The sequence below is a fragment of the Pseudarthrobacter quantipunctorum genome (genome assembly GCF_045291495.1).
Lineage (GTDB): Bacteria > Actinomycetota > Actinomycetes > Actinomycetales > Micrococcaceae > Arthrobacter > Arthrobacter quantipunctorum.
In genome coordinates, this window is the sequence record NZ_CP148033.1 from 4,212,084 (window position 1) to 4,236,287 (window position 24,204).

Genomic DNA, 24,204 nt, shown 5'->3' on the forward strand with positions numbered 1-24,204 from the left:
AAAAGCAACAGGTGTTTCTAAATAAGCTCCTGTTTAGGATTGGCACTTTCATACCCGGGCGGCTAATCGAGTCCCAGCACTTCAGTGAGGGTGAGGCCATTGACGTAGATCTCCGCCCTGATGGCGCCCACGGCCGCAACGGCCGTCTGCGTCAGTTGCGCTTCCAGCCGGGGGAGGTCGCAGACGCCACCCGGGCGCAGGGTGCCGGCAAGGTAGACCGTGACCGTGGTCCCGTCGAAGCTTCCCGAGAGGAACTTCAAGCGCGAACCGGCAAGGGCGTTGTAAAGCTCCGGTTCGTGCGTCCCCACAGCAGCGCTTCCCGGGGTGTCCAGCAGCGCGCCTACGGCGGCAGGAAGGGCCTCCCCGCCAGTGGGACTCTCGTGGGGTATGCCCACCAGGCTGTCGTTGCAACCGAAACGCACACCGTTCCGGCCGCCGTCGTCCAGGAGCACGTAGTAGGCCGTCACCGCGGGCGCCGCGGCCGGGCTGCCGGTGGGCAGGGGACGGGCGGAAGGCCGCAGCGCCGCAGCATCGCCGATGTCCGGGGGTGCTGGGGTGCCGGGATCCTCACGGCCCGGATCCTCACTGCCCGGATCCGGAGTGCTTGGCGCGGAGGTGCCTGCCACCGAAGCGCTTGGCCCTCCGGCCGCGGCGGAGAGTCCGGCAGATGCCTGGTTCAGCGGTCGGGCGGGGGGAGCACCCGCCTCCGTGCGGGCAGGGCCCTGCGGCTGTGGGTCGGGGGTGAGGGGGCGCGGGACGGCCGGTGTGCTTTTGCTGATGGCAAGCGGAGCCGCAGGTGCTGGCGTGGATTCCGGGGGCGCCTCTGCCACGCATCCGCCGAGCCACAGCGGAAGAGCCAGGAAGGCTGCTGCCGCCGTCCGCAGCCCTGCCCTGTGTTTTCCTGCACTCCCTGCCCGCATGCCTCCACCGCCATCCCGGTCCGGTTTGGTGGATTAACGTTACGGCGGGCAGCCAGGCCCGGGAATGCCGGGAAGGTACCGGTTGGGACAAGAGTTGATCACGGGAGCGCCGCCTGCCGGGCCCGCGCCAAGTTCCCCCCCGGACACCCGTCAGGACCCTGGCCTGCCCGGCCACTCCCTGCCCGCCCAGGGGTCGTAGTCGGCAATGAGTTCCTCTTGCGGCGGACGCTCCGGCTCGGGGACGTGCTGCAGGTTCACCCGCACCCGGTACCAGAGGGAGCTCGATCCGCGCATCCCGTCCACCAGCACATCGGCCGGATGCAGGGCGGGGACAAGGTCCGCGTGCCGGGCCTTCCATTCGTCGAGGGCGGCCTGCGCTTCGGGCCTGGTCCTGGTCCGGGCAACTTCAATGAGCGGCATCACCGACTGCCGGCGGCCGGAGCCGTCACCGCTGCGCGGCGCCTTTTCGGCGGGTCCGAGCTCCGCCGCCAGTGCCAGGAGCCCGTCAAGGCTGCCCGCCGCGTCATCAATACCGGCGTGCGGGTCACCCTTGTCCGCAAAGCGGCGGGGCACTGTGAGCACCGTGAACTGGTCCGGCCTGGCGGTCCGGACCTCGTCCCACGTCAAGGGGGTGGAAACCCGGGCGTCGGGCAAGGGCCGCACCGAGTACGCGGACGCCACGGTGCGGTCCTTGGCGTTCTGGTTGAAGTCCACGAACACGCTCTCACCCCGTTCCTCCTTCCACCACCGTGCGGTGGCAAGGCCGGGCGCGCGGTTCTCCACCTCGCGGGCAAGAGTCTCGGCGGCAAGCCGCACGTCCCGGTAGGACCACCGCGGTGCGATGCGCACAAGGATGTGAAGCCCCCGCGAGCCGCTGGTCTTCGGCCATCCCACCAGGCCGGCGTCGCCGAGCACGTCCCGCGCCACAAAGGCGGCGTCCACAATCTGGGACCAGTCCACGCCCGGCATTGGATCGAGGTCCACCCGGAGTTCGTCGGGATGCTCCAGGTCCTCCGCGCGCACGGGGTGGGGATTCAGGTCAAGGCAGCCGAGGTTCACCACCCATGCCAAGCCGGCGGCGTCCCGGATGACGGCTTCCTCCGCCGACGTCCCCGACGCGTAGTGCAAGGTGGCGGTGTCCACGTAGGCAGGGTGGTTTTCGGGCACGCGCTTTTGGAAAAACGGCTCGGCGTCAATGCCCTTGGGGAAGCGCTTGAGGACCATTGGCCGGCCCCCGGCGCCGCGGAGTGCACCGTCCGCGACCGCCAGGTAATACTTCACCAGGTCGAGCTTCGTCAGCCCGGGTTTGGGGAACAGCACCTTGTCCGGACTCGAGATGCGGACCTCGGCTCCGGCGATGGTGAGGATCTCGGCCGGGGTCTTTGAGGGACTCATGCGGTCACGGTAGCAATGATCAGGTGCAGCAGCCAGAGTTCCACTGTGCCGGCCGGGCGGCTGGATCCGCAGGGTGGGCGGGCTTAAAAAGCAGTACCCGGCGCGTTGGCTGCGCCGGGTACCGGGGGCGGCGGCTAAGCCGCGGGCTGTGATGCGGTGATTGCGTCGAACACACCCTTGATCTGCTCCACAACCTCTGCGTCGTCTTTCGGGTGAACCTCGGCGAAGCGGACCATGGATCCCGGCACGGCGAGCTTGACGTCCTCGAGGATCTGCGCACCGGCGATGCCTGCTGCCTTGCGGGCCTCGTCCTGGGCCCAGACCCCGCCGTACTGGCCGAACGCGGTGCCGACGACGGCGGTGGGCTTGCCGGCGAGGGCGCCGGCGCCGAACGGGCGGGACAGCCAGTCGATGGCGTTCTTCAGTGCGGCGGGAACGGTGCCGTTGTGCTCCGGAGTGACGAGCAGCAGCGTGTCTGCCTCATTGGCCGCAGCGCGCAGGGCGGCCGCTGCCTCGGGGACCTGGCCCTCGACGTCGATGTCCTCGTTGTAGAACGGGATGTTGCCAAGGTTCCCGTGGATCACCACGTCAACCTGCTCCGGCGCGTTCAGCTGGATGGCTTCCGCCAGCTTCTGGTTGGTGGACTCGGCGCGGAGGCTGCCTACAAGGGTAAGGACGGTGCTCTTGGTCATGGGAACTCCTGGGGTCTGGGTCCGCGGGAGGGCCGCGGGCCGGTCTAAGCTGAGGCTTGTTAGTGCCTTCACCCATCTAAACGGACTGCGGTCCGCTTATTATTCCCGAGGTCTGGAATGTCGGATGTGAGCTTCATCCCACCGCGGCCGGGCCTGCCGGCGGGAACGGCGGCAGAACGCCGGGACGCCGCACGGAACCGGGAACGCCTCCTTGCTGCTGCCCGGGAGCTCATCGCTGACTGCGGGGCGGAGGGCCTGACCATGGACCGGCTGGCCGAGCATGCCGGGGTGGGCAAGGGCACGGTCTTCCGCCGGTTCGGCAGCCGGGCAGGGCTGATGCTGACGCTGCTGAGCGAGTCCGAGGCTGATTTCCAGTCCCGGTTCATGTTCGGGCCGCCACCGCTGGGTCCTGGCGCGCCCGGGCTGGAACGCCTCATCGCCTTCGGGGCGGAGCGGATCTCCTACGTCATGGAGTTCGGGGACCTGGTGCTGGCCGCCGAGCATGCCTCGCGCGGGCGCTTTGAAGCGCCCGCCGCCGTCCTGTGGCACCGCCATATCGAGATCCTCCTGCGGGAAGAAGGCTTTGGGCCCGACCCCTAGCTGATGGCCGGGTCCCTGGCGGCCACCCTCGATCCGGAGCGGCTGTTAAGCCTTGTCAAAGTCCACGGGATTGCGCCTGACAGGCTTGCCGCTTCCTGGCGGGATCTTGTCACACGGGTGGTCCGCGGCGCGTAGAGTAGGCCACAGGCCGAATGTGTGTCCAGTCACACCAACTTCACAGAACTATTCATAACGATCTGATACGGGCGGGTAGCTTTCGGGGCATTGGCCCGCATTTTCGGTTCCGGCTTGTGATAGTTTCCTCTGGAATGTGACCCGCGACATAGTCCACAAGGACTAAGCCTGAAAGGCTGCGGGACGCCAGCTACCCGCTGGCAAGGACCCGGTGAGGCGGCGCAACCCCCCGCTGATCAGGGGAAAACGGAAGGATCCAGCACGTGATTGTTGATTTGCCCAACAGCCTGGCCCGCCTGCGGATGACGCGGTGTCTGACCGTCCAGCTGCCGGCGGCGACGATCCAGAAGTAGCTGCGGCATGCTCAGGTACCTCGCCAAGCGCGGCATCACGTACGTCTTCATGATCTTCCTGACAACGTCAGCGGGATATTTCCTTGCGGTCAGTTCCCTCAAGCCCGCGCTGCTGGAACAGGAACGGATTCCCCGTCCCACCCCGGAGCAGGTGGCAAACTCGATGCGCCTGAAGGGCCTGGACCCTGACCTCAGCCCCTGGGAACGCTATGTCGAATGGCTTACTGCCATTCTCACGCGCTGGGACTGGGGCCGCAGCCCCAACGGCGCCTACATCAACGCGGAGTTCGGGGACCGCGTCTGGATCTCCACCCGCCTTTTCCTGGCTTCCATCATCCTGACCCTGGTGATCGGCGTTGCCCTCGGCGTCTATTCCGCCGCCCGGCAGTACAAGTTCCAGGACCGCGTCATCACCTCGTACAGCTACCTTGCGTACATCGTGCCGGCCCCCATTGCCTACTTCCTGGTGCAGCTGGGCGCCATCAACATCAATGAGACCGTAGGCGAACGCATCTTCTTTGTCACCGGCATTTCCACCCCGGGGATGGAACCGGGCTGGGCCCAGTTCATCGACATGCTGGCGCACTACGCCGTCCCCACTGTGGCCATCACACTGGTGGGCTGGGGGTCCTACCAGATTGCCCAGCGCCAGTACCTCCTGGACAACGTCAACGCCGACTTCGTCCGGACCGCCCGCGCCAAGGGCCTCACCCGAAACCAGGCCATCTCGCGGCACGCGCTGCGGGTCTCGTTCATACCGGTGGCCCAAAGCATCGCCTTCACCATCCCGGCCATCTTCGCCGGCGGTTTCTTCGCGGAGAAAATCTTCGCCTGGCCCGGCGTGGGTTCGTGGAGCATCGACGCCATCTCACTCCAGGACGTCAACGCCGCCACGGCCACGCTGGCCTACGGTTCCGTGATCTTCGCCCTGGGAGCCATTCTGGCGGATTTCGCCACCACCCTTGTTGACCCGAGAGTGCGGGTGCAGTAACCGTGACCAACCTCAATGCAGTAGACCCCGCCGCCGTCGCCCAGGACGCCCACCTGGAGAGCGCCGACGTCGTGATCGGCAAAAACACCATCATCTTCCGCCGCTTCATGCGGAACAAGACAGCCGTCGCAGGGCTTGCCATCTTCCTCGCCCTGACCGTTTTCTCCTTCGTGGGCGGGTACTTCACCCAGTGGGACAAGCAGACCATCGACCCCTTCAACATTGGAATGCCGCCCTCGGCCGAACACTACCTGGGCACCACCCAGGCCGGGATCGACCTCTACGCAATGACCGTGGAGGGCACCCGCATTTCCATCCTGATCGGACTGATCGTCGGGCTGGTGTCAGTCCTCGTTGCCGCCGTCTACGGGTGCACCATGGCCTACTTCGGCGGCAAGGTGGACAAGGTGATGCTCTTCATCCTTGAGGCGCTCATCATGATGCCGGCCCTGCTGGTCGTGGCCGTGGCCACCAGCGGCGGAGGTGAAGGGCTCCGGCGGGACCTGCCGTCCTGGCTGCTGCTGATCATTGTGCTGCTCGTCTTCAGCTGGATGGGAACAGCGCGGCTCATCCGGTCCCTCTCCATGTCCCTGATGCAGCGTGACTTCGTCAAGGCCGCACAGTACATGGGTGTTCCGGCCCGCAGGATCGTGTGGCGCCACCTGGTGCCCAACATCGGGTCGCTGCTGGTCCTGGACATCACCCGGGGCGTCACCGGTGCCATCCTCGCGGAAGTTGCCTTCTCCTTCATCGGCATCGGCATCAAGGTTCCGGATGTGAGCCTCGGCGTGCTGATCGGCGGAGCCACCTCCCAGGTGCAGACGTTCCCCTGGATGTTCTGGGTGCCGCTGACCGTAATGTTCCTGCTCACCGGATCACTGGCCATGATGAACGACGGACTGCGTGACGCCTTCGATCCAAGCTCAAGCTCCTCCGGCAGCGCCAAAAAACGCGCCCTGAAAACCCGCGTGAAGGGGAATGCCTCATGAGCAGCGAAATTGCCGCCGGACCGGTGGAACAGCCGCAGTCAGCAGTGGAACGGCTGCACGTTGCGGGCCTTCACGCCCCCGCGGATGCAATCCTTTCCGTCCGGGACCTGAACGTACGCTTCAACACAGAAAACGGTGTGGTTCACGCGGTCCGGGGCGTCGACTTCGACCTCATGCCCGGAAAAACGCTCGGCATCGTGGGGGAGTCCGGCTCGGGCAAATCGGTGACCACCCTTGCCATCATGGGCCTCCTGCCCTCCACGGCGGAGGTCACCGGCTCCGTACGGCTCAAGGGCAAGGAACTGCTGGGCCTGAGCGACGAGGCCATGTGCGGGTACCGCGGCAATGAGCTGGCCATGGTCTTCCAGGACCCGCTGTCCTCGCTGACGCCTGTTTATACCGTGGGCAACCAGATCATCGAAGCACTGACTATCCACAACCCCGGCATGAGCAAGCAGGCGAAAGAAGCCCGCGCCGTCGAACTTCTTGCCATGGTGGGCATCCCCAGCCCCAGGGAACGGCTCAGGGCCTTCCCGCACGAGTTTTCCGGCGGCATGCGCCAGCGCGTGATGATCGCCATTGCGATCGCCAACAATCCGCGGGTCCTCATCGCAGATGAGCCGACGACGGCGCTGGACGTCACCATCCAGGCGCAGGTGCTGGAGGTGCTGCATACGGCGCAGGAGGAGACCGGAGCCGCCGTCGTGATGATCACCCACGACCTCGGCGTTGTGGCGGGCATGGCGGACGACATCGTGGTGATGTACGCCGGCAGGCCGGTGGAGACCGGGGCGGTGGATGACATCTACTACAACCCGCGGATGCCGTACACCATGGGCCTGCTCGGAGCCGTTCCGCGCGTCGATGTTGCGGAGAAGTCCTCGCTGGTGCCCATCGAGGGCATGCCGCCCAACCTGGTCCACACGCCCACCGGCTGCTCGTTCGCGCCCCGCTGCCCCCTCGTTACGGACGCCTGCCTGGAGGGTGAACCGGCGCTCGCACCTGTTCCGGGGCCGTCCGCCCACCGCGCCGCCTGCATTAAATCCGGTTCGCTGGGCGGCAACGTGGATGTCCATGACGTGTTCGCCGCACCGCCGGTACCGGTATCCCGCTTCGACGCCATCCCTAGGGAGGAACGCTCCGCCGTCCTGCAGCTGAAGGACGTCCGCAAGCACTTCCCGCTCACGAAGGGCGCACTGCTGAAGCGCCGCATCGGGACCGTCAAAGCCGTGGACGGAGTGAGTTTCGATATCCGCGAAGGGGAATGCTTCTCCATCGTGGGGGAATCGGGCTCAGGCAAGACCACCACCCTGCTGGAAATCATGGAGTTCCACAAGGACCAGGACGGCGAGGTGGTGATCGGCGGCATCAGCAACAAGCAGGCCGCCGACGCCAAGACCAGGAGCGCGATGCGCCGGGAGCTCCAAATGGTGTTCCAGGACCCCACCGGCGCTCTTGATCCCCGGTTCACCGTGTTTGAGGTCCTCGCCGAACCGCTCCAGAACGCGGGCATGAACAAGGCCGACACCAAAAAGCGCATCATGGAACTGATGAAGCTGGTGGGCCTGCAGCCTGACCACGTCAACCGCTTCCCCAACCAGTTCTCCGGCGGGCAGCGCCAGCGCATTGGCATAGCCCGCGCTCTGGCCGTCAACCCGAAACTGGTGGTCCTGGACGAGCCTGTCTCGGCCCTGGACGTCTCCGTGCAGGCCGGAGTCATCAACCTCCTGGACAAGCTGCGCGCCGAACTGGGCCTCAGCTACCTGCTGGTGGCGCACGATCTTTCCGTGGTCCGGCACATCTCCAACCGGGTGGCCGTGATGTACCTGGGGAAGATCGTGGAAATCGGCGAAGTGGACCGGGTGTTCGACAACCCCCGCCACCCCTACACCCGGGCCCTGCTCTCCGCCATCCCCGTGCCGGACCCCCAGCTGGAGCGCACGCGGGAACGCATCATCCTCCAGGGTGACCTGCCCTCCCCGCTTGATGCCCCCAAGGGATGCAATTTCGCCACCCGCTGCCCTGTTTTCGCAGCGTTGCCGGCGGCGAAGCAGGAAAAGTGCCTGACCTTCGAACCGCCGCTGGAGCATGTAGCACCGTCCCCGGCGGCCCAAACCCTGGCGGCAGATTTCCTGCCCGCCCTGGACCAACGCTTCGCCTGCTTCTTCCCTGACGGAGAACTGGACGAGGACATGCTGGTAGTCCACGAATCGGCGGACCACCATGCGCCCTAGGTTTCTTCGACCCATCACAAGCACCACCACTCGCACCAACGAAGGGAACACCATGAGGAATCTGAACAGGATCGGCGGAGCGGCGGCCATCACCGCAGCTCTGGCGCTGACGGCCTGCGGCGGCGGTGGCGGGTCCACCGGCCCGGAAACGGCCAAGGGCCAGGAGGCAGGCAGCGACCTGTCCAAACTCATCAGCATCAACGAGAAGCCGGCAGCCGATCTTGAACAGGGCGGCAAGGTCACCCTTCCGCTGGGCAACATCGGCCCGGACTTCAATGGCTTCTCCAACAACGGCAACAGCGCAGACAACACCGCGCTGCACCGTCCCATCGACCAGGCGGGAACCTGGGGCTGCTGGGACATTGCGTTCGACGGCGAAGTGACCCCGAACAAGGACTTCTGCGAGTCTGTGGAAAACGAAGTGCAGGACGGCAAGCAGACCATCACCATCAAGGTCAACGAGAAGGCAACCTACAACGACGGCACCCCGATCGACGTCAAGGCCTTCCAGAACACCTGGAACATCCTCAAGAGCCCGGACGCAGGCTACGACATCGTCAGCTCCGGCAACTACGAGTTCGTTGAATCCGTGGAAGCCGGCAGCAACGACAAGGAAGTGGTGGTCAAGACGACCCAGCCGGTCTACCCGCTGGATTCCCTCTTCACGGGCCTCATCCACCCCGCCGTCAACTCTCCTGAAATCTTCAACGAGGGGTTCAACGGCGACATGCACCCCGAATGGATGGCCGGGCCCTTCAAGCTGGACCAGTACGACACTGCCGCCAAGACGGTATCCCTGGTTCCCAACGAGAAGTGGTGGGGCAACAAGCCGGTGCTGGAGAGCGTCGTCTTCCGTCAGCTGGAGACCAGCGCCCAGATCGCTGCCTTCAAGAACGGCGAGATCGACGCCATGTCCGCCAACACCATCTCCCTGTACAAGCAGCTTGAGGGCACCAGCAACTCAGAGGTCCGCCGCGGCCAGCGCCTGTTCGCCGGCGGCATGAACCTCAACGCCCAGCGCATCACCGATGTTGCCGTCCGCGAGGCCATCTTCGCCGCGGTTGACCGTGAAGCCCTCCGCAAGGTGCGCTTCAACGGCCTGAACTGGGAAGAGCCCAGCTCCGGTTCCATGATGCTTCTGCCGTTCTCGGAGTACTACCAGGACAACTACCCCGTAAAGGAAACCGGTCCGGAGGCCGCCAAGAAGGTACTGACGGACGCCGGCTACACCGAGAACGCAAACGGCATCATGGAGAAGGACGGCAAGCCCGCAGCCTTCAAGATCAGCAACTTCGGCGACGATCCCACCACCCTCGCCTTCACCCAGACCCTGCAGCAGCAGCTCCAGGCCGGCGGCATGGACGTGGGCATTGACCAGCGCGCTTCGGCCGACTTCGGCAAGGTCCTCGGTGCACGTGAGTTCGACATGAGCGTCTCCGGCTACACCGTGGGTGCGGACGCAACTGAAGCCGTCAAGCAGTACTACGACTCCAAGACCAACGAGAACCAGCTGGGCGACGCCGAACTGGACAAGAAGATCGCCGACCTGGCGTCCATCGAGGACAACGCCGAGCGCAACAAGGCGGCCATGGAAGTGGAGAAGGAGCACATGGCGAAGTACTTCTCCATGGGTGTGGTCATGAACGGCCCGCAGATCTCCTTCGTCCGCACCGGACTGGCCAACTACGGCCCGTCCCTGTTCCGCAGCCTGTCCCAGGTTCCGGACTGGACCACCCTCGGCTGGGAAAAGAAGTAACCCCACCTGCCCCGCGGGGCACAACTGAATAGCAGCAGCGCGGCAGGGCCGGCAGCTCCTGGAACATCCAGGGCCTGCCGGCCTTCGCCGTCCCACACGCTCTCCCATTTGATGCGGCATTTTCCAGGACGCTCTCCCATTTGATGCGGCATTTTCCGTAACCATCTCTCACCGATGTGGAGGAGTAGCCTAGCCACTATGACCGGAACTGCAGCGACCCCGCGCACCATCCGCACCGCCGTCGTGGGTTTTGGGCTGTCCGGAAGCGTGTTCCACGCCCCCCTGATAGCTGCGGACCCGCGCTTCTCGCTCAGCATGATTGCCACGTCCAACGCCGCGAGGGAGGCCGCCGCGGCCGCTCAGTACCAGGGCGTGATGACCGTGCCGGACGGCAAGGCAGTCCTCGAGCATGCCGGTGACGTGGACCTGGTGGTGCTGGGGACCCCGCCCGCCACCCACTACCCGCTGGCAAAGGCAGCCCTGGAAGCAGGCCTTGATGTGGTGGTGGACAAACCCTTCGCCGTGACCAGCGGGCAGGGCCAGGAACTCATCGCGCTGGCACGCCAACTGGGCAGGGTACTGACGGTGTTCCAGAACCGCCGCTGGGACGGGGACTTCCTGACCCTGCGGAAGCTCCTGGAGGCTGATGCCCTGGGGCGGGTGGCCCGGTTTGAATCGCGCTTCGAGCGGTGGTCACCCGCCATCGCCAAGGCCTGGAAGGCCCGCGCCACCGCGGCCGAGGGTGGCGGAACGCTGTTCGACCTCGGCAGCCACCTGATCGACCAGGCCCTCCAGCTCTTCGGACCGGCCGCAGTGGTCCACGCGGAACTGAAGGCCCGCCGTTCGGACGAACGGGCGGACGACGACGTTTTCCTGGTCCTCCGGCATGAGTCCGGAGTGATCAGCCACCTCACCATGAACATGCTCTGCGCGCAGCAGGCCCCACGGTTCCGTGTTTTGGGTTCCGTGGGCGGATTCACCAAGCACGGGGTGGACCCGCAGGAACCGTACATCGCCGCGGGCGGCAGCCCCTTGGACGCGGACTACGGCCAGGAGGCGCCGGAGTGGGCCGGGCTCCTGGGCCGCGATGGGCACCTGGACGCCCTGCCCACCGAACGCGGCGCCTACCCCGAGTTCTACCGGCTCCTGGCAGACAAGATCCTGGACGGCGGCACGGCGTCACACCTGCCGCTTCCAGTAGACCCAGCAGACGCCGTCGAGTCTCTAAGAATCATTGAAAAAGCACGGGAACTGGCGAGCGGCAGGTCTTAAACGGCAACGCTGGGCGACAGACATCCGGCAGCGTGCGTCAGAGGCGACGAAGGAGCCAGCACGCAGAGGATGTGTGTCGCCCAGCGCAGCTGGACAAGTAAGACCTACGCCGAAACCAGTTCGTGCCAATCCGCTACGAGGGGCAGATTGTGGGCCTCGGACACGGAGTGGTGCGCCACGTGGCCGGCGGCGATGTTGAGGCCGGCTGCGAGGGCGGCGTCACGGTCGAAGGCTGCCCTGACACCCAGGTTGGCCAGGGACACCGCGTGCCGCAGCGTGACGTTGGTCAGCGCGTAGGTGGAGGTGTTCGGCACGGCGCCGGGCATGTTGGCCACGCAGTAGAAGATGGTGTTGTGAACCTTGTACGTGGGTTCCTGGTGGGTGGTGGGGTGGGTGTCCTCGAAGCAGCCGCCTTGGTCCACGGCGATGTCCACCAGGACTGAGCCCGGCTTCATACGGGCCACGAGGTCGTTGGTGACCAGCTTGGGGGCCTTGGCGCCGGGGATGAGGACGGAGCCGATCACCAGGTCCGCGTCCACCACGGACTTTTCGATCTCGTACTTGTTGGACGCGACCGTCTTGAGCCGGCCCTGGTACTGGGCGTCCAGTTCGCGCAGCCGGTTGATGTTGATGTCCAAAATGGTGACGTCGGCGCCCAGGCCGAGGGCCATGGCTGCGGCGTTGGTGCCTGCCACGCCGGCGCCGAGCACAACTACCTTGGCCGGACGGACGCCGGGAACGCCGCCCAGCAGGACGCCCTTTCCGCCTGCGGGCGCCATGAGCGAGGACGCGCCAACCTGCACGGAGAGCCGGCCCGCAACCTCTGACATGGGGGCCAGCAGCGGAAGGGTGCGGCCCTCCTGGACGGTCTCGTAGGCGATGGCGGTGACGCCGGAGTTGATGAGCTCGCGGGTGAGCTCGGGCTCGGCCGCAAGGTGGAGGTAGGTGAAGAGGATCAGTCCCTTGCGGAACCGGTGGTACTCGGCCTTGACCGGCTCCTTGACCTTCATGACCATGTCGGCACGTGCCCAGACGTCGTCGGCCTCGTTGACGATCTCGGCGCCGGCGATGGCGTATTCCTCATCGGTGATGCCGGAGCCCAGGCCCGCGCCGCGCTCCACCAGCACGGTGTGGCCGTTGCTGCGGAACTCGTGGACACCGGCGGCGGTGATGGCCACCCGGAACTCGTTGTTCTTGATTTCTTTGGGGACGCCGATGATCATCGTGGGCTCCATGTTCTCGGCCTGGTCAGCCGGAAAGTGCGGAAGGATTTCGTACCTCAACGATAAATCCGGTTGTGAGCCAGCTGACAGGAACGGCGATAGCTGGCAAACCGTAATCCGCGCCATTCCAAGGATCGAAGCCTTCCAGGCTCGACGATTGTCGAGCCTCGAGGCGGCAGGTGTCGCCTGGTGTCCGTTCGTTACCGGGGACGTCCGGGCAGTAATGTTGGCGCATGCAGCAGCAGGGTGTGGAACAACTGGTCGAGCAGGTGGCGCAGAAGCTGGGCCGCGGTCTGTCGCTTGAGGACCTGGACGGCGTGCTGCTTGCCTACAGCTCCAACCAGTCCCACGCGGACCGGGTCCGGGTGAACTTCCTGCTGAGCAAGAAAGTCCCGGCGGATGTCAGTGCCTGGCAGCTCTCGCACGGCATTGCCACAGCGGTGCGGCCGGTGGTGGTTCCCGCCAACCAGGACCTGGGCATGCTGGGCCGCGTCTGTGTTCCGTTGATGGTGCGCGGGTTCCGGGTGGGCTACCTCTGGGTGCAGCAGGACTCGGCAGATGAGAGTCCGACGGCGATCCTCACGCAGTTGCCGGCCGTCAACCATGAGGTCGAGATGCTGTCAGGGCTCCTGCTCGACTCGAATACAGCGGAGTCGGAGTTCCGGCGCGGGCGCGAGCGGGAGTTCCTTGCCGCCTGCGCCGGTGAAGCCAATGCGGTGGCCGCCGTCGCGGGCTGGAAGGAGATCCAGGGCCGCGGTCCCTGGCAGGTGGTTACGGTGCTTGATGCTGACGGCTGGTCCGGGGGATCGGACCCCATTGCGTCCACCCTGATCCACAGGTCGGCCGCGCTGCAGGCCACCATCGGCGTGGATTCAGCACTGTTCAGCGCCGGCACGGAGACGCATGCCGTGGTCCTGTTCCGTGAGTTGTCCGGAAGGGCCAACCACGCCCAGGTGCTGGTGCACTACCAGCTGGAGCTCGCCAAGCGCTCCGGCCGTCCGGTCCACCGCATTATCCTGGGGCTCAGTGAGGGCTTCGGCCGGCCGCGGGAGCTGGCCGCGGCTTACCGGCAGTCGAAGGTGGCGGCCCAGGCCGCAGCCGTGGACCCCCAGCTCGGCGAACTCGTTGACTGCCGGGCCACCGGCGTGTACCAGCTCCTCGCGTCCGCAGGGGGAGGCGCCAGCGCCTGGGCTGACTCGGGTTCGGTCTACTTCCGGATGCTCGAGGACCACGACCGCAACGGGGAGCTTCTGCCGGTCCTGGAACTCCTCTACGACAATGACGGCTCCGTCCAGGACGTGGCCACCAAACTCCACCTGCACCGCAGCAGCATCTACAACAGGCTGGGCCGGATCCGGCAGCTGCTTGGCGTGGACCCGCTCAAGGGGATGCCCCGGTTGGAGCTCCACGCCGCGCTGAAGATGCGCCGCTGGGCGGGCCGGCCAAGGATCTGACGCAGCGGATCTACGCGCCCGCCCCGGGATCCGTCCCCACCTCGCGAAGCTCGCCTTTTTTCTGCCCCTCCAGCCAGGCCATGATGGCGGCCCGCGGTATCCGGCGGTGGGTTCCGCGGTACTCCACCGGGATCTCGCCGCGGTCCGTCATGTTACGGAGGTACGTGTGGGAGATGCCGGCCAGCTCTGCTGCCTTGGACGTGGTGAGCATGTCCTCCACACTGCTGACGGTCACCGCTTCACCCCGGCTGAACCGGTGCAGGAGATCCACGACGGCGTCCCTCGCCTGGGGCGGCAGCCTGTGGACGGTGCCGTCCACGAACACCGTGATGTCGTCGCTGCCGGCCAGTGCCCGGCCCAGCTTCTCAGCATCCTCCGACGGGAGCGGGCCGGTGATCCGGGGAGCTATCAGTGCCATGCACCCAGCCTACCGGCGGCCGCCGCGGCCCGGGCGGTATGCTCGGCTGATGGAACTTAGTGGCGGCCGGGACGTCGAGGCGGGCGGACTCCGGGGCAAGCTTTATGCCTCGGTAATGCCCGCAGGGTCTCCGCCCAGGCCCGCCTACGTCCTTTTGCACGGCATTGGTGTGTCCCACCGGTACCTGGCCCGGCTGCATCTTGAACTGGCCAAGGAAGCGGACGTTTACACGTTCGACCTCCCGGGCTTCGGAAAGGCCTCAAGGCCTCCGCGCCAACTGCAGATCGCTGACTTCGCGGCGTTCGCGGGTACTGTTCTGGCGGAGGCCGGGGTTTCCAGCTATGTGGTGGTGGGGCACTCCATGGGGGCGCAGACCGCCGTGGAACTGGCGCTCCAGGAACCTGGCCGGGTGGCGGGCGCGGTGCTGATGGGGCCCGTGGTGGATTCCCCCAGGAAGACCGTCACCCGGCAGGCGCTGGCGCTCACGCGTGATGCACTGTTCAGGGAAAGCCCGACTTCAAACGCCCTCGTGTTCAGCGACTACTTCAGGGCCGGCCCGCGCTGGTACCTCACCGAGCTGCCCGTGATGATGGACTACCCCATGGAGGAAAGGGTGGCTGCAGTGAGCCAGTCCGTCCTTGTCCTTCGCGGCGCCAGGGACCCCATCGCGCGGGGCCCCTGGTGCCAACACCTTGCTGCTGCCGCCCGGCAGGGCACCATGGCCGAAATCCCGGGTCAGGGCCACGTCCTGCAGCACACCGCCCCGGGTGCGGCCGCCGAGGCCATCAGCAGCTGGGTCCGTGCCCTGGATGGCTTCGGCGTCACCGCCTAGGAGGGGCAGGCCCGGACCAGCCGGCCCGCGCCCCTAGAGTCCGAGTTCGTCCAGGACCGGCAGCTTCTCCCGAACCCAGGCCCGCGCTTCCGTGGCACTGGGAGCGGACAGGGCGAGCTTGGCCAGCTGCTGGGCTTCCTCGAGCGTAACGGTCTTCAGCACTGCGGCCACGGCAGCCAGGGAGCGGGCCGTCATGGACAAGGTGCTGACGCCCAGGCCGGTAAGGACGACGGCGAGGGCCGGGTCCGCAGCCGCCTCGCCACAGACGCCCACGGGTTTGTTGTTCCCCTCCGCACGGGAGCCTTCGACTGTCAGTCCAACGAGGCGCAGGACGGCCGGCTGCCACGGGGTGTTGAGGTTGGCCAGCGGGCCGAGCTGGCGGTCTGCGGCCATGGCGTACTGGGTGAGGTCGTTGGTGCCGAGGCTCGCGAAGCCCACTTCGCGCAGGATTGCTTCGGCCGTAAGGGCGGCGGACGGGACCTCCACCATGACCCCGGGCGTCTTGATGCCGGCGTCCGCGCACATGGAGGCAAAGCGTGCGGCTTCTTCGGCGGTGGAGATCATGGGCGCCATGACCCAGACGTCTGCTTCGGACTGCTTTTCCGCCAGCGCGATGGCTTCCAGCTGGCGGTCCAGGACGCCGGGGGTGGTGAAGTCGGTGCGGTAGCCGCGGACGCCCAACGCCGGATTGGGTTCGGTGGAGTCCGTGAGGAACGGGAGCGGCTTGTCGGCGCCGGCATCGAGCGTCCGCAGGACCACTTTCTTGCCCGGGAAGGCATCAAAGACCTTCTTGTAGGCAAGAGCCTGCTCTTCAACGCTGGGCTCGGTGTCCCGTTCAAGGAAGCAGAACTCGGTACGGAACAGGCCCACACCCTGGGCGCCCAGCTTCGCGGCCGCCTCGGCGTCCTTGCCGCCGCCCACGTTGGCGAGCAACGGCACCAGGTGGCCGTCCGCCGTCGAGCCCGTTCCGCTGAACTCAGCCAGCAGTGACGCCGTGGCAGCCCACGCTTCCGCTGCTGCGCGCAGGGACTCGTCGGGTTCGGAGGTGATGCTGCCGGCGGCGCCGTCCACGTAGACTTCGGTGCCGTCCGGGAGCTCGTCGACGCCCACCGCGGCAACAACGGCGGGAAGGCCCAGGGACCGGGCGATGATGGCGGTGTGGGACTGCGGGCCTCCGCCGGCCGTGACCAGTGCCAGCACCTTGTTGGGGTCCAGGGTGGCGGTGTCCGCCGGGGCCAGGTCCTCGGCCACCAGGACGAACGGGGTGCTGGACGAAGGGATCCCGGGGGCGGGCACGCCCCGCAGTTCGGCGACGATCCGGGCGCGGACGTCCAGGACGTCGGTGGCGCGTTCGGCCATGTAGCCGCCCAGGTTGTGGAGCATCTCGGACACCGAGGAGCCGGACTCCCAGATGGCACGTTCCGCAGAGGTTCCGCGGGCAACCAGCTTGGCCGCGCCCTTGATCAGCATGGTGTCCTTGGCCATCAGTGCGGTGGCTTCCAGCACGGCCTTGCCGTCACCAGTGGCGTGGGCGGCACGTGCCTTCAGCTCATCGTGCACCGCCTGGGATGCTGCCTTCAGGGCTGCAGTTGCTTCCTCAGCGGTGGTGCCGGGTGCCAGTTGCTCGCCGGCAGGAGGTTCGCTGATGGGCTTGGGCATCTGCCGGACGGTGCCGATGACGCGGCCTGGGCTGACGCCTACTCCTGGGAAGTTCTGCACTGAAGGTCCTCATTCTCTGCCGGTTGCCAGGCCCGCCCGATATGTCCGGCGCCATGCCGTTCCGCCGGAAGACTGCTGCGTCCGGAGGCGGGAAACGTGCCTGAAAAAATTGTATGTGATTCAGTTCATATAGCAATGCTATAGGTGCTAGGGTAGCGGTTATGAGTTTGGATGGCCAGCTTCCCCCCAAAATGCGCCTGCTTCGTGCTGCCGCGGAATTGCTGGCAAACTCCGGGGGAGCTCCCGTCTCCACCCGCCAGATCACCCAGCTGGCGGGGGTTACAGCCCCCACGCTGTACCACCACTTCGGTGACAAGGAAGGTCTGTTCGACGCCGTCGTCGCCGCAGGGTTTGAAGAGTATGTTGCGGGCGAAAGGGATTTCGCCCCCTCCGGACAGCCGCTCGAGGATGTCCGGAGAATGTGGGACAACCACGTCCAGTTCGGGCTTAACCAGCCGGAGCTGTACCTGGTGATGTTCGGCAACATCCGCCCGGAAAGCCGCCCGGCAATCGTCGCAGATGCCGAGGCGCTGATGGAGGAGATGTTGAACAAGGCAGCGGCGGCGGGCCAGCTGAACGTCCAGCCCCGGGAAGCGGCCAGGTCCATCCTGGCGGCCAACGTGGGCGTGACGCTGATGCTGATTGCGGAGCCCGCCTCCGAACGGAACCTCGAATTGTCCACCATGACCCGGGATGCCATGATCTTTGCGGTGTCCGCCGAGCCCGCCAGCGGCGCGGCCACGGGCGGTGCCGGGAAATCCTCGGTAGTGGTGGCAGCGATCGCCCTGAACGCCGCACTTCAGGCCTCGCACTCTGACCAGCTTTCAAGCTCGGAACTCAAGCTTTTCCTTGAATGGCTCCACCGCATCTCCACCAGCCCGGCGGGCTGAACCCGCAATTCCGGCAGAACGTCGTCGTAAGTATCGGACCATCCTGCGAAGCCGCAGGAATGACGGTTAGGAAATCACATGGCAACAGAGACAGTTGCAAAACCCCGCACCAGCGCGCGCGTGCACGTCCAAAAGTTCGGGACGTTCCTGTCCGGCATGATCATGCCAAACATCGGCGCCTTTATTGCCTGGGGACTCATTACCGCGTTGTTTATCGAGAAGGGCTGGCTGCCCGTTCCGCAGCTGGGCGGCTTCGGCGAGACGGACGGCGTGGCAAACACTGGCCTGGTAGGCCCGATGATCACCTACCTCCTGCCGCTCCTGATCGCCTACACCGGCGGCCGGATGGTTTATGACGTCCGGGGCGGCGTTGTAGGTGCCATCGGCACCATGGGCGTGATTGTGGGTGCCGGCATCCCCATGTTCATCGGTGCCATGATCATGGGCCCGCTGGGCGGCTGGACCATGAAGAAGATCGACTCCATCTGGGACGGCAAGATCCGGCCCGGGTTCGAGATGCTCATCAACAACTTTTCGGCGGGCATCTGGGGAGCGCTGCTGGCACTGCTCGGTTTCTACGGCATTGCCCCGGTGGTTACGGCTTTCAGCGAGGGTGCCGGCAGGGTGGTCCAGTTCCTGGTGGACAACGGCCTGCTGCCGCTCACCAGCATCTTCATCGAGCCGGCCAAGGTGCTCTTCCTGAATAACGCCATCAACCACGGCGTGCTCACCCCCTTGGGCGTCCAGCAGTCATTGGAGCAGGGCAAGTCCATCCTGTTCCTGCTTGAGGCAAATCCGGGCCCCGGCCTGGGCATCCTGCTTGCCTACATGTTCTTTGGCCGCGGCGCAGCCAAGGCGTCCGCACCCGGTGCCGCCATCATCCACTTCCTGGGCGGTATCCACGAGATCTACTTCCCGTATGTGCTGATGCGTCCGCTGCTGATCCTTGCAGCCATCGCCGGCGGCATGACGGGCATCGCCACCCTGGCCATCACCGGTTCGGGCCTGGTAGCGCCGGCCGCCCCAGGTTCCATCTTCGCCGTGCTCGCCCAGACCTCCCGGGACAGCTACCTCGGAGTGATTCTCGCGGTCCTGCTGGCCACGGCCGCCTCCTTCCTGGTGGCTTCCATCATCATGAAGACCACCAAGCACAGCGATGAGGGCGACTTGAGTGCTGCCACCTCCAGGATGGAGCAGATGAAGGGCAAGAAGAGCTCCGTCTCCTCCACCCTGACGGGTGCGGGTGCAGGTGCCGGAGCGGCTGCGGGTGGTGTGGCCGTCCTGGCCGGACCGGTCCGCAACATCGTGTTCGCGTGCGACGCCGGCATGGGCTCCAGCGCCATGGGCGCCTCTGTGCTGCGCAACAAGATCAAGGCTGCCGGGTTCCCGGACGTCAAGGTCACCAACGCGGCCATCGCCAACCTTCGCGACGACTACGACGTGGTCATCACCCACCAGGACCTGACGGAACGGGCCAAGCCCGCAACGTCCAGTGCCGTCCACTACTCCGTTGACAACTTCATGAGCAGCCCCCGCTACGACGAAATCGTGGATCTGGTCAGGGAGAGCAACACCGAGGGTGCTGTGGCAACGGAAGGTCCGGACGCCGGTGCGGGAACGCCCGGCGGCGCATCCGCCGCTGGCCCGGGAACGGCAGCTGCAGCAGGAGCTTCCGCCGGTGCCGCCGCCACCTATGGCGCCCACGCGGCCGACGCCCCCACTGACGCGGCTCCCGCCGCCGGCACGGCCGGTACGCAGGGCACGGCCGGTGCACCGGAAATCCTGGCGCGTGAAAGCGTGGTGCTGGACGGCTCAGCCACAACCCGGGACGCCGCAATCGACGAGGCCGGCAGGCTGTTGCTGGCCCGCGGCGCCGTGGACGAGGGCTACATTGCCGCGATGCACGAGCGCGAGGAATCGGTGTCCACGTACATGGGCAGCTTCCTGGCCATCCCGCACGGAACAAATGCCGCCAAGGACCACATCCGGAAGTCCGCGGTATCCGTGATCCGCTACCCCCAGGGGATCGACTGGAACGGCAAGCAGGTCAAGTTCGTGGTGGGCGTTGCAGGGGTCAACAACGAGCACCTGCACATCCTGTCCTCCATCGCCAAGGTCTTCACCAGCAAGGAGCAGGTTGCCCGGCTGGAAGCAGCCACCTCGGTGGATGAAGTCCTGGAACTCTTCGGAAAGGTCAACTCATAGTGAAGGCTGTTCATTTCGGGGCCGGGAACATCGGCCGTGGCTTTGTGGGACTGCTCCTGCACGACGCCGGGTACGAGGTGGTGTTCGCCGACGTGGCCGAGGACCTCATCGCCCGCCTGGCAGCGGCGGACAGCTACGCCGTGCACGAGGTGGGGGAGAACCCTGCGGTCCGGACGGTCAACAACTTCCGGGCGCTGAACTCCACCACCCAGGAAGAGGAGCTCATCGCAGAGATCGCGGCGGCGGACATCGTCACCACCGCCGTGGGGCCCCACATCCTGAGGTTCGTTGCCCCTGCCATCGCCAAGGGCATTGCGGCGAGGGACACGAACCTGGCCCCGCTGCAGGTCATGGCCTGCGAGAACGCCATCAATGCTACGGACATCCTGGCCAAGGAGGTGGCCTCCCAGCCGGGGGCTGCCGCCAGTGCGCTGGACGGGAAAGCCGTGTTCGCCAACACCGCCGTGGACCGGATCGTGCCCAACCAGGAGCCCGGGCAGGGCCTGGACGTCACCGTGGAGACGTTCTACGAATGGGTCATCGACCGCACCGCCTTTGCGGGGGCGGAACCGGTCATCCCGGGTGCCACGTTCGTTGACGACCTCTCGCCGTACATCGAGCGGAAGCTGTTCACGGTAAATACCGGCCATGCGTCTGCGGCCTACTTCGGGTTCGAGGCGGGCCTGGAGAAGATCTCCGAGGCCATGGCAGACCAGGACGTGGCCGAGGACGTTCGGGCGGTGCTGGAGGAGACCAAGCAGCTGCTGGTCACCAAGCACGGTTTCAGCAACGACGAACAGGAGGCCTATGTCCAGAAGATCCTGGTCCGGTTCTCCAACCCGTACCTGCCTGACACAGTGAACCGGGTGGGCCGCGCGCCGCTGCGGAAGCTGAGCCGGCATGAGCGGTTCATCGGGCCGGCCGCCGAGCTGGCGGAGCGGGGCATTGTGCCGGAGGCGCTCCTGGGCGCCATCGCAGCGGCCCTGCGCTTCACCGATCCGGCGGACGCCGAGGCAACCGATCTGGCCGGGATCCTGGCTTCCTCCAGCCCCGCGGACGCCACCGCCCGCATCACCGGGCTGGAACCGGAACACCCGCTGTTCAACGCGGTGGCAACCCTGGTGGAGGAGCGGCAGGCGGAGGCGGCCAAAGCCCCGGCCTAAACGCTCCCGCAGTTGATGCGGCTTTTTCGGCAACGCTCTCGCAGTTGATGCGGTTTTCCCCCCAACCCTCCTGCAATCACGACGCCGGCACTCACCCAAGTGCCGGCGTCGTGCCTTGTGATGTCCCCCACTGGTGAAGGAATACTGCCCCTCGTCCTGCTACTCGGACACCATCCTGGCGATGAAGGGCGGGCGGCTGGTGCACCAGGGCAGCCCCCGCCAGATCATGCAGCAGGCCATGCTCCGCGACGTCTACGACATCGACATCCGCATCGAGGACATCGACGGCAACCGGATCGGCGTCTACTTCGCCTGACCGTGCGCCGCATCCCCGGTGAGCACTGAGGCCAGGTACCGCATCACCAGGGAGGCGGCTATCAGCGCCGCGGACAACGGCAGGAAGAACAGCGTGACCAGCTGGAACGCCACGCTGAGGGCCGCGGCCACAGCCTGCGAGTAGGACGGACCCAGCTGCAGCGTCTGCAGTATCTGGGGTGCGAGGATGACCGCGAACGCGCCAACCACTCCAACGATGATTCCTGCCCGCAGGGTTTTCCCCGGCAAGCCTGACGCTGTTGTCTGATCCATCACGGACCTCCCCAATTAGGCCATGCATTCCAACGCTGGTCCCCCAGCCCAGCATGGGGCGCGGCGGATCACAAGGAATCCACGCTCCCGGCCCGTGGCAGCCGGCCGTGGAATGCTGGAGGGGTGATCCGCAACCCAGGTGCCCCGCCCTTTTTGCTGACGGCCGACGTCGACGGCGGGACTTTCCGGCTCCGTCCCGCCGTGCGCGGGGACCTGCCTGCCATCGTGCGGCTCCTCGCGGATGATTCCATGGGTGCCGGGCGGGAGCGCCAAGGGGATATGGAACCCTACGAGCGCGCCTTTGAAGCGATCGACGCCGACCCCCGCCACTTGCTCGTCGTGGGGGAGTTGGCGCCGCAAGGGGCAGTTGGCGGTCCTGTGGTGGCTACCTTCCAGATCAGTTTCCTGCCCGGCATCTCGCGGCAGGGTGCGTGGCGCTCGCAGGTCGAGGGAGTGCGGGTGGCGGCCGGCGTCCGGGGCCAGGGCATTGGCGGACGCATGATGCAGTGGGCCATCGAGGAGTCCCGCCGCCGCGGCTGCACACTGATGCAGCTGACCACCCACAAATCGCGGACTGCGGCGCACCGCTTCTATCAGCGGCTCGGCTTCGCGGCAGACCATGAAGGCATGAAGCTTCCGCTCTGATGGCCCGGCGGCGCCCCGTGCCCGGGAACGCGTAAACCCTCCCGCACATGAAAAAGTGAAGGAGGGTTTACGGTTTTCCGGCATTAAGTGAAAGAGCGTCCGGGGAAATCCGGCAGTAGGTGAAAGAGCGTTACCCTACGCGGCGGAGCCCTTGCGCACGAACAGCGTTTCGGCCTGCTCCAGGGACATCCCGTTGGTTTCGGGGACCTTGAACATCACGAAGAAGAAGGAGGCCGCGGCAAACAGGGCGTACATGGCGTAGGTCAGCGGCAGCGAGCCGGCGGCCATCACGGGGAAGCTGAGCGTAATCACGAAGTTCGCCACCCACTGGGCCGCCGCGGCCAGTCCCAGGGCGCGGGCGCGGATCCGGGGCGGGAAGATCTCACCCAGCAGGACCCACACCAGCGGACCCCACGAGGCGCCGAAGCTGACCACAAAGACGTTGGCCGCCACCAGCGCCACCGGACCCCACGCGCCGGGCAGGGAAATCTCCTCACCGGAACCCACGGCTGTGGAGAAGGCCAGGGCCATGGCGCCCAGGGACACCGCCATGCCCACGGAACCGGCCAGCAGGATGGGTCGGCGGCCGATGCGGTCCACCAGGGCAATCGCCACCAGCGTGACCAGGATGTTGGTGACGGACGTGGCCACGGAGATGGTGAGCGAGTCCTTCTCCTGGAAGCCCACGGCCTTCCAGAGGGTGGTGGAGTAGTAGAAGATCACGTTGATGCCCACGAACTGCTGCAGGACGGACAGAGTGATGCCCACCCACACCACTGCCTGCAGGCCGAACGTCTTGCCGCGCACGGAGCCTTTTTGGCCGGCCAGCTTGTCCTCTTCGATGGCGTCCCGGATCTCGCGGATGTGCCGGTCCGTTTCTCCGGCGGGGACGATGGAATCGAAGACCTTCCGGGCTTCGTCTTCCTTGCCCTGGAACACCAGGAAGCGCGGGGACTCGGGAAGGGTGAAGGCGATCCAGCCGTACACGACCGCGGGCAGGGCTCCGGCCAGGAACATCCAGCGCCAGGCCTCGATCCCCAGCCAGTAGGCCTGGCCGGCGCCGCCGGCGCCGGTTGCCAGGAGCGCGTCTGAAAGCAGCGCCGCAAAGATACCCGTGGTGATGGCCAGCTGCTGAAGCGAGGCCAGCCGGCCGCGGACGTGCCGCGGCGAAATCTCGGAAATGTAGGCCGGGGCGATGACCGAGGCGAGGCCGATCCCCAGGCCGCCCACCAGGCGCCAGAAGACCAGGTCCCAGACGCCGAAGGCGAAGCCCGTGCCCAGGGCGCTCACCAGGAAGAGCAGCGCGCCCAGCTTCATGGCGGGGATGCGCCCATAGTGGTCTGCCACTTTGCCTGCGAGGTAGGCGCCCGCAGCGCAGCCAAGCAGCGCGACGGCCACCGCGAAGCCGGTTACGGCCTCTGACAGCGCGAACTCGTCCTTCATGGCGTCCACGGCGCCGTTGACCACCGACGAGTCAAAGCCAAACAGGAATCCGCCCACCGCGCCCGCGAGCGCCAGCCAGATCACCCGCTGCGGTATTTGGGCGGTTGTCTGCTCCTGTGCAGTGGGCATGGGTCTCCCTAGGTCTGGGTTTTGGTGGATGCGGTGCGGACGTCGTCGGCTGCGGAACCGGCCCTGGGCCGGCGCACACGCGTTACACAGTGTTCCATGCCACGGGGCGCCGTTCCAGTCGGGCGCCGGATACGGGGCCGCTTGTCCGCAAACAGGGG

20 protein-coding genes and 1 pseudogene are annotated in these 24,204 nt (G+C 66.3%); 13 read left to right on the forward strand and 8 right to left on the reverse strand.

The window, feature by feature from the left end; genetic code table 11:
• Positions 1 to 62: 62 nt before the first annotated feature.
• From WHH00_RS19225 to WHH00_RS19235, 3 genes are all read right to left on the reverse strand, one after another.
• Positions 63 to 920 (reverse strand): hypothetical protein, encoded by an 858-nt coding sequence (locus WHH00_RS19225; RefSeq protein WP_406635318.1) that lies wholly within the window; start codon positions 918 to 920, stop codon positions 63 to 65.
• A gap of 150 nt (positions 921 to 1,070) precedes the next feature.
• On the reverse strand, positions 1,071 to 2,315 hold the full coding sequence (ligD, locus tag WHH00_RS19230; RefSeq protein WP_406635320.1) for a non-homologous end-joining DNA ligase: 1,245 nt from the start codon (positions 2,313 to 2,315) through the stop codon (positions 1,071 to 1,073).
• A gap of 134 nt (positions 2,316 to 2,449) precedes the next feature.
• Positions 2,450 to 3,007: an NAD(P)H-dependent oxidoreductase gene (locus WHH00_RS19235; RefSeq protein WP_231456108.1), complete on the reverse strand. Its 558-nt coding sequence runs from the start codon at positions 3,005 to 3,007 to the stop codon at positions 2,450 to 2,452.
• 126 nt (positions 3,008 to 3,133) lie between these two features.
• Between WHH00_RS19235 and WHH00_RS19240 the strand changes: the two are divergent.
• From WHH00_RS19240 to WHH00_RS19265, 6 genes and pseudogenes are all read left to right on the forward strand, one after another.
• Positions 3,134 to 3,742: pseudogene (locus WHH00_RS19240) on the forward strand (TetR/AcrR family transcriptional regulator).
• 360 nt (positions 3,743 to 4,102) lie between these two features.
• Complete coding sequence (locus WHH00_RS19245; RefSeq protein WP_190612978.1) at positions 4,103 to 5,086, forward strand: ABC transporter permease; 984 nt, start codon at positions 4,103 to 4,105, stop codon at positions 5,084 to 5,086.
• A gap of 2 nt (positions 5,087 to 5,088) precedes the next feature.
• Entirely contained in the window at positions 5,089 to 6,075 is a 987-nt protein-coding gene (locus tag WHH00_RS19250) for an ABC transporter permease (RefSeq protein ID WP_406635323.1), read from the forward strand.
• On the forward strand, positions 6,072 to 8,309 hold the full coding sequence (locus WHH00_RS19255; protein WP_406635325.1) for a dipeptide ABC transporter ATP-binding protein: 2,238 nt from the start codon (positions 6,072 to 6,074) through the stop codon (positions 8,307 to 8,309). The genes WHH00_RS19250 and WHH00_RS19255 overlap by 4 nt, the downstream gene beginning before the upstream one ends.
• Positions 8,310 to 8,361: 52 nt before the next feature.
• Complete coding sequence (locus WHH00_RS19260) at positions 8,362 to 10,065, forward strand: ABC transporter family substrate-binding protein (protein WP_406635327.1); 1,704 nt, start codon at positions 8,362 to 8,364, stop codon at positions 10,063 to 10,065.
• A 198-nt stretch (positions 10,066 to 10,263) separates the two neighbouring features.
• A complete protein-coding gene (locus WHH00_RS19265; RefSeq protein WP_406635329.1) occupies positions 10,264 to 11,337 on the forward strand; it encodes a Gfo/Idh/MocA family oxidoreductase in 1,074 nt (357 codons plus the stop codon).
• A 104-nt stretch (positions 11,338 to 11,441) separates the two neighbouring features.
• Here WHH00_RS19265 and ald read toward each other — a convergent pair whose 3' ends face one another.
• Entirely contained in the window at positions 11,442 to 12,560 is a 1,119-nt protein-coding gene (gene ald, locus WHH00_RS19270) for an alanine dehydrogenase (RefSeq protein ID WP_406638699.1), read from the reverse strand.
• 233 nt (positions 12,561 to 12,793) lie between these two features.
• On the opposite strand from ald, the gene WHH00_RS19275 reads away from it, so the two are divergent.
• The gene (locus WHH00_RS19275; RefSeq protein WP_406635331.1) at positions 12,794 to 14,014 is read left to right on the forward strand and encodes a PucR family transcriptional regulator; all 1,221 of its coding nucleotides are present in this window, start codon (positions 12,794 to 12,796) and stop codon (positions 14,012 to 14,014) included.
• A 10-nt stretch (positions 14,015 to 14,024) separates the two neighbouring features.
• Here WHH00_RS19275 and WHH00_RS19280 read toward each other — a convergent pair whose 3' ends face one another.
• On the reverse strand, positions 14,025 to 14,432 hold the full coding sequence (locus WHH00_RS19280; RefSeq protein ID WP_406635333.1) for a helix-turn-helix domain-containing protein: 408 nt from the start codon (positions 14,430 to 14,432) through the stop codon (positions 14,025 to 14,027).
• A gap of 49 nt (positions 14,433 to 14,481) precedes the next feature.
• Here WHH00_RS19280 and WHH00_RS19285 point away from each other — a divergent pair, with 49 nt between their 5' ends.
• On the forward strand, positions 14,482 to 15,264 hold the full coding sequence (locus tag WHH00_RS19285) for an alpha/beta fold hydrolase (RefSeq protein WP_406635335.1): 783 nt from the start codon (positions 14,482 to 14,484) through the stop codon (positions 15,262 to 15,264).
• A 33-nt stretch (positions 15,265 to 15,297) separates the two neighbouring features.
• On the opposite strand, the gene ptsP is transcribed toward WHH00_RS19285, so the two are convergent.
• Entirely contained in the window at positions 15,298 to 16,983 is a 1,686-nt protein-coding gene (gene ptsP / locus WHH00_RS19290; RefSeq protein ID WP_231456098.1) for a phosphoenolpyruvate--protein phosphotransferase, read from the reverse strand.
• Between the two features lie 161 nt (positions 16,984 to 17,144).
• Between ptsP and WHH00_RS19295 the strand changes: the two genes are divergently transcribed.
• The 4 genes from WHH00_RS19295 (at position 17,145) to WHH00_RS19310 (ending at position 21,557) form a co-directional block, all read left to right on the forward strand.
• Complete coding sequence (locus WHH00_RS19295) at positions 17,145 to 17,873, forward strand: TetR/AcrR family transcriptional regulator (RefSeq protein ID WP_406635337.1); 729 nt, start codon at positions 17,145 to 17,147, stop codon at positions 17,871 to 17,873.
• 78 nt (positions 17,874 to 17,951) lie between these two features.
• The gene (locus WHH00_RS19300) at positions 17,952 to 20,078 is read left to right on the forward strand and encodes a PTS mannitol transporter subunit IICBA (protein WP_406635339.1); all 2,127 of its coding nucleotides are present in this window, start codon (positions 17,952 to 17,954) and stop codon (positions 20,076 to 20,078) included.
• Entirely contained in the window at positions 20,078 to 21,241 is a 1,164-nt protein-coding gene (locus WHH00_RS19305; RefSeq protein WP_406635341.1) for a mannitol-1-phosphate 5-dehydrogenase, read from the forward strand. The genes WHH00_RS19300 and WHH00_RS19305 overlap by 1 nt, the downstream gene beginning before the upstream one ends.
• Before the next feature lie 133 nt (positions 21,242 to 21,374).
• Positions 21,375 to 21,557: a hypothetical protein gene (locus WHH00_RS19310; protein ID WP_406635343.1), complete on the forward strand. Its 183-nt coding sequence runs from the start codon at positions 21,375 to 21,377 to the stop codon at positions 21,555 to 21,557.
• Here WHH00_RS19310 and WHH00_RS19315 read toward each other — a convergent pair.
• Positions 21,545 to 21,829 carry a hypothetical protein gene (locus tag WHH00_RS19315; protein WP_406635345.1) on the reverse strand — a complete coding sequence of 95 codons (285 nt, stop codon included), beginning with the start codon at positions 21,827 to 21,829 and terminating at the stop codon, positions 21,545 to 21,547. The genes WHH00_RS19310 and WHH00_RS19315 overlap by 13 nt on opposite strands.
• Before the next feature lie 153 nt (positions 21,830 to 21,982).
• Between WHH00_RS19315 and WHH00_RS19320 the strand changes: the two genes are divergently transcribed.
• Positions 21,983 to 22,474, forward strand: coding sequence for an N-acetyltransferase family protein (locus WHH00_RS19320; protein WP_406638701.1), 492 nt, complete (start codon positions 21,983 to 21,985; stop codon positions 22,472 to 22,474).
• Positions 22,475 to 22,609: 135 nt separating this feature from the next.
• Here the strand turns inward: WHH00_RS19320 and WHH00_RS19325 are convergent, their stop codons facing one another.
• Entirely contained in the window at positions 22,610 to 24,046 is a 1,437-nt protein-coding gene (locus WHH00_RS19325) for a sugar porter family MFS transporter (protein WP_406635347.1), read from the reverse strand.
• Between the last annotated feature and the right edge of the window lie 158 nt (positions 24,047 to 24,204).

Bases quoted from the DNA above. Each gene is read 5' to 3' on its own strand.
- WHH00_RS19225 (WP_406635318.1), bottom strand. From the start codon at position 920: ATGCGGGCAGGGAGTGCAGGAAAACACAGGGCAGGGCTGCGGACGGCG.
- ligD (WP_406635320.1), bottom strand. From the start codon at position 2,315: ATGAGTCCCTCAAAGACCCCGGCCGAGATCCTCACCATCGCCGGAGCC.
- WHH00_RS19235 (WP_231456108.1), bottom strand. From the start codon at position 3,007: ATGACCAAGAGCACCGTCCTTACCCTTGTAGGCAGCCTCCGCGCCGAG.
- WHH00_RS19245 (WP_190612978.1), top strand. From the start codon at position 4,103: ATGCTCAGGTACCTCGCCAAGCGCGGCATCACGTACGTCTTCATGATC.
- WHH00_RS19255 (WP_406635325.1), top strand. From the start codon at position 6,072: ATGAGCAGCGAAATTGCCGCCGGACCGGTGGAACAGCCGCAGTCAGCA.
- WHH00_RS19260 (WP_406635327.1), top strand. From the start codon at position 8,362: ATGAGGAATCTGAACAGGATCGGCGGAGCGGCGGCCATCACCGCAGCT.
- WHH00_RS19265 (WP_406635329.1), top strand. From the start codon at position 10,264: ATGACCGGAACTGCAGCGACCCCGCGCACCATCCGCACCGCCGTCGTG.
- ald (WP_406638699.1), bottom strand. From the start codon at position 12,560: ATGATCATCGGCGTCCCCAAAGAAATCAAGAACAACGAGTTCCGGGTG.
- WHH00_RS19275 (WP_406635331.1), top strand. From the start codon at position 12,794: ATGCAGCAGCAGGGTGTGGAACAACTGGTCGAGCAGGTGGCGCAGAAG.
- WHH00_RS19280 (WP_406635333.1), bottom strand. From the start codon at position 14,432: ATGGCACTGATAGCTCCCCGGATCACCGGCCCGCTCCCGTCGGAGGAT.
- WHH00_RS19285 (WP_406635335.1), top strand. From the start codon at position 14,482: ATGGAACTTAGTGGCGGCCGGGACGTCGAGGCGGGCGGACTCCGGGGC.
- WHH00_RS19295 (WP_406635337.1), top strand. From the start codon at position 17,145: ATGAGTTTGGATGGCCAGCTTCCCCCCAAAATGCGCCTGCTTCGTGCT.
- WHH00_RS19300 (WP_406635339.1), top strand. From the start codon at position 17,952: ATGGCAACAGAGACAGTTGCAAAACCCCGCACCAGCGCGCGCGTGCAC.
- WHH00_RS19315 (WP_406635345.1), bottom strand. From the start codon at position 21,829: ATGGATCAGACAACAGCGTCAGGCTTGCCGGGGAAAACCCTGCGGGCA.
- WHH00_RS19325 (WP_406635347.1), bottom strand. From the start codon at position 24,046: ATGCCCACTGCACAGGAGCAGACAACCGCCCAAATACCGCAGCGGGTG.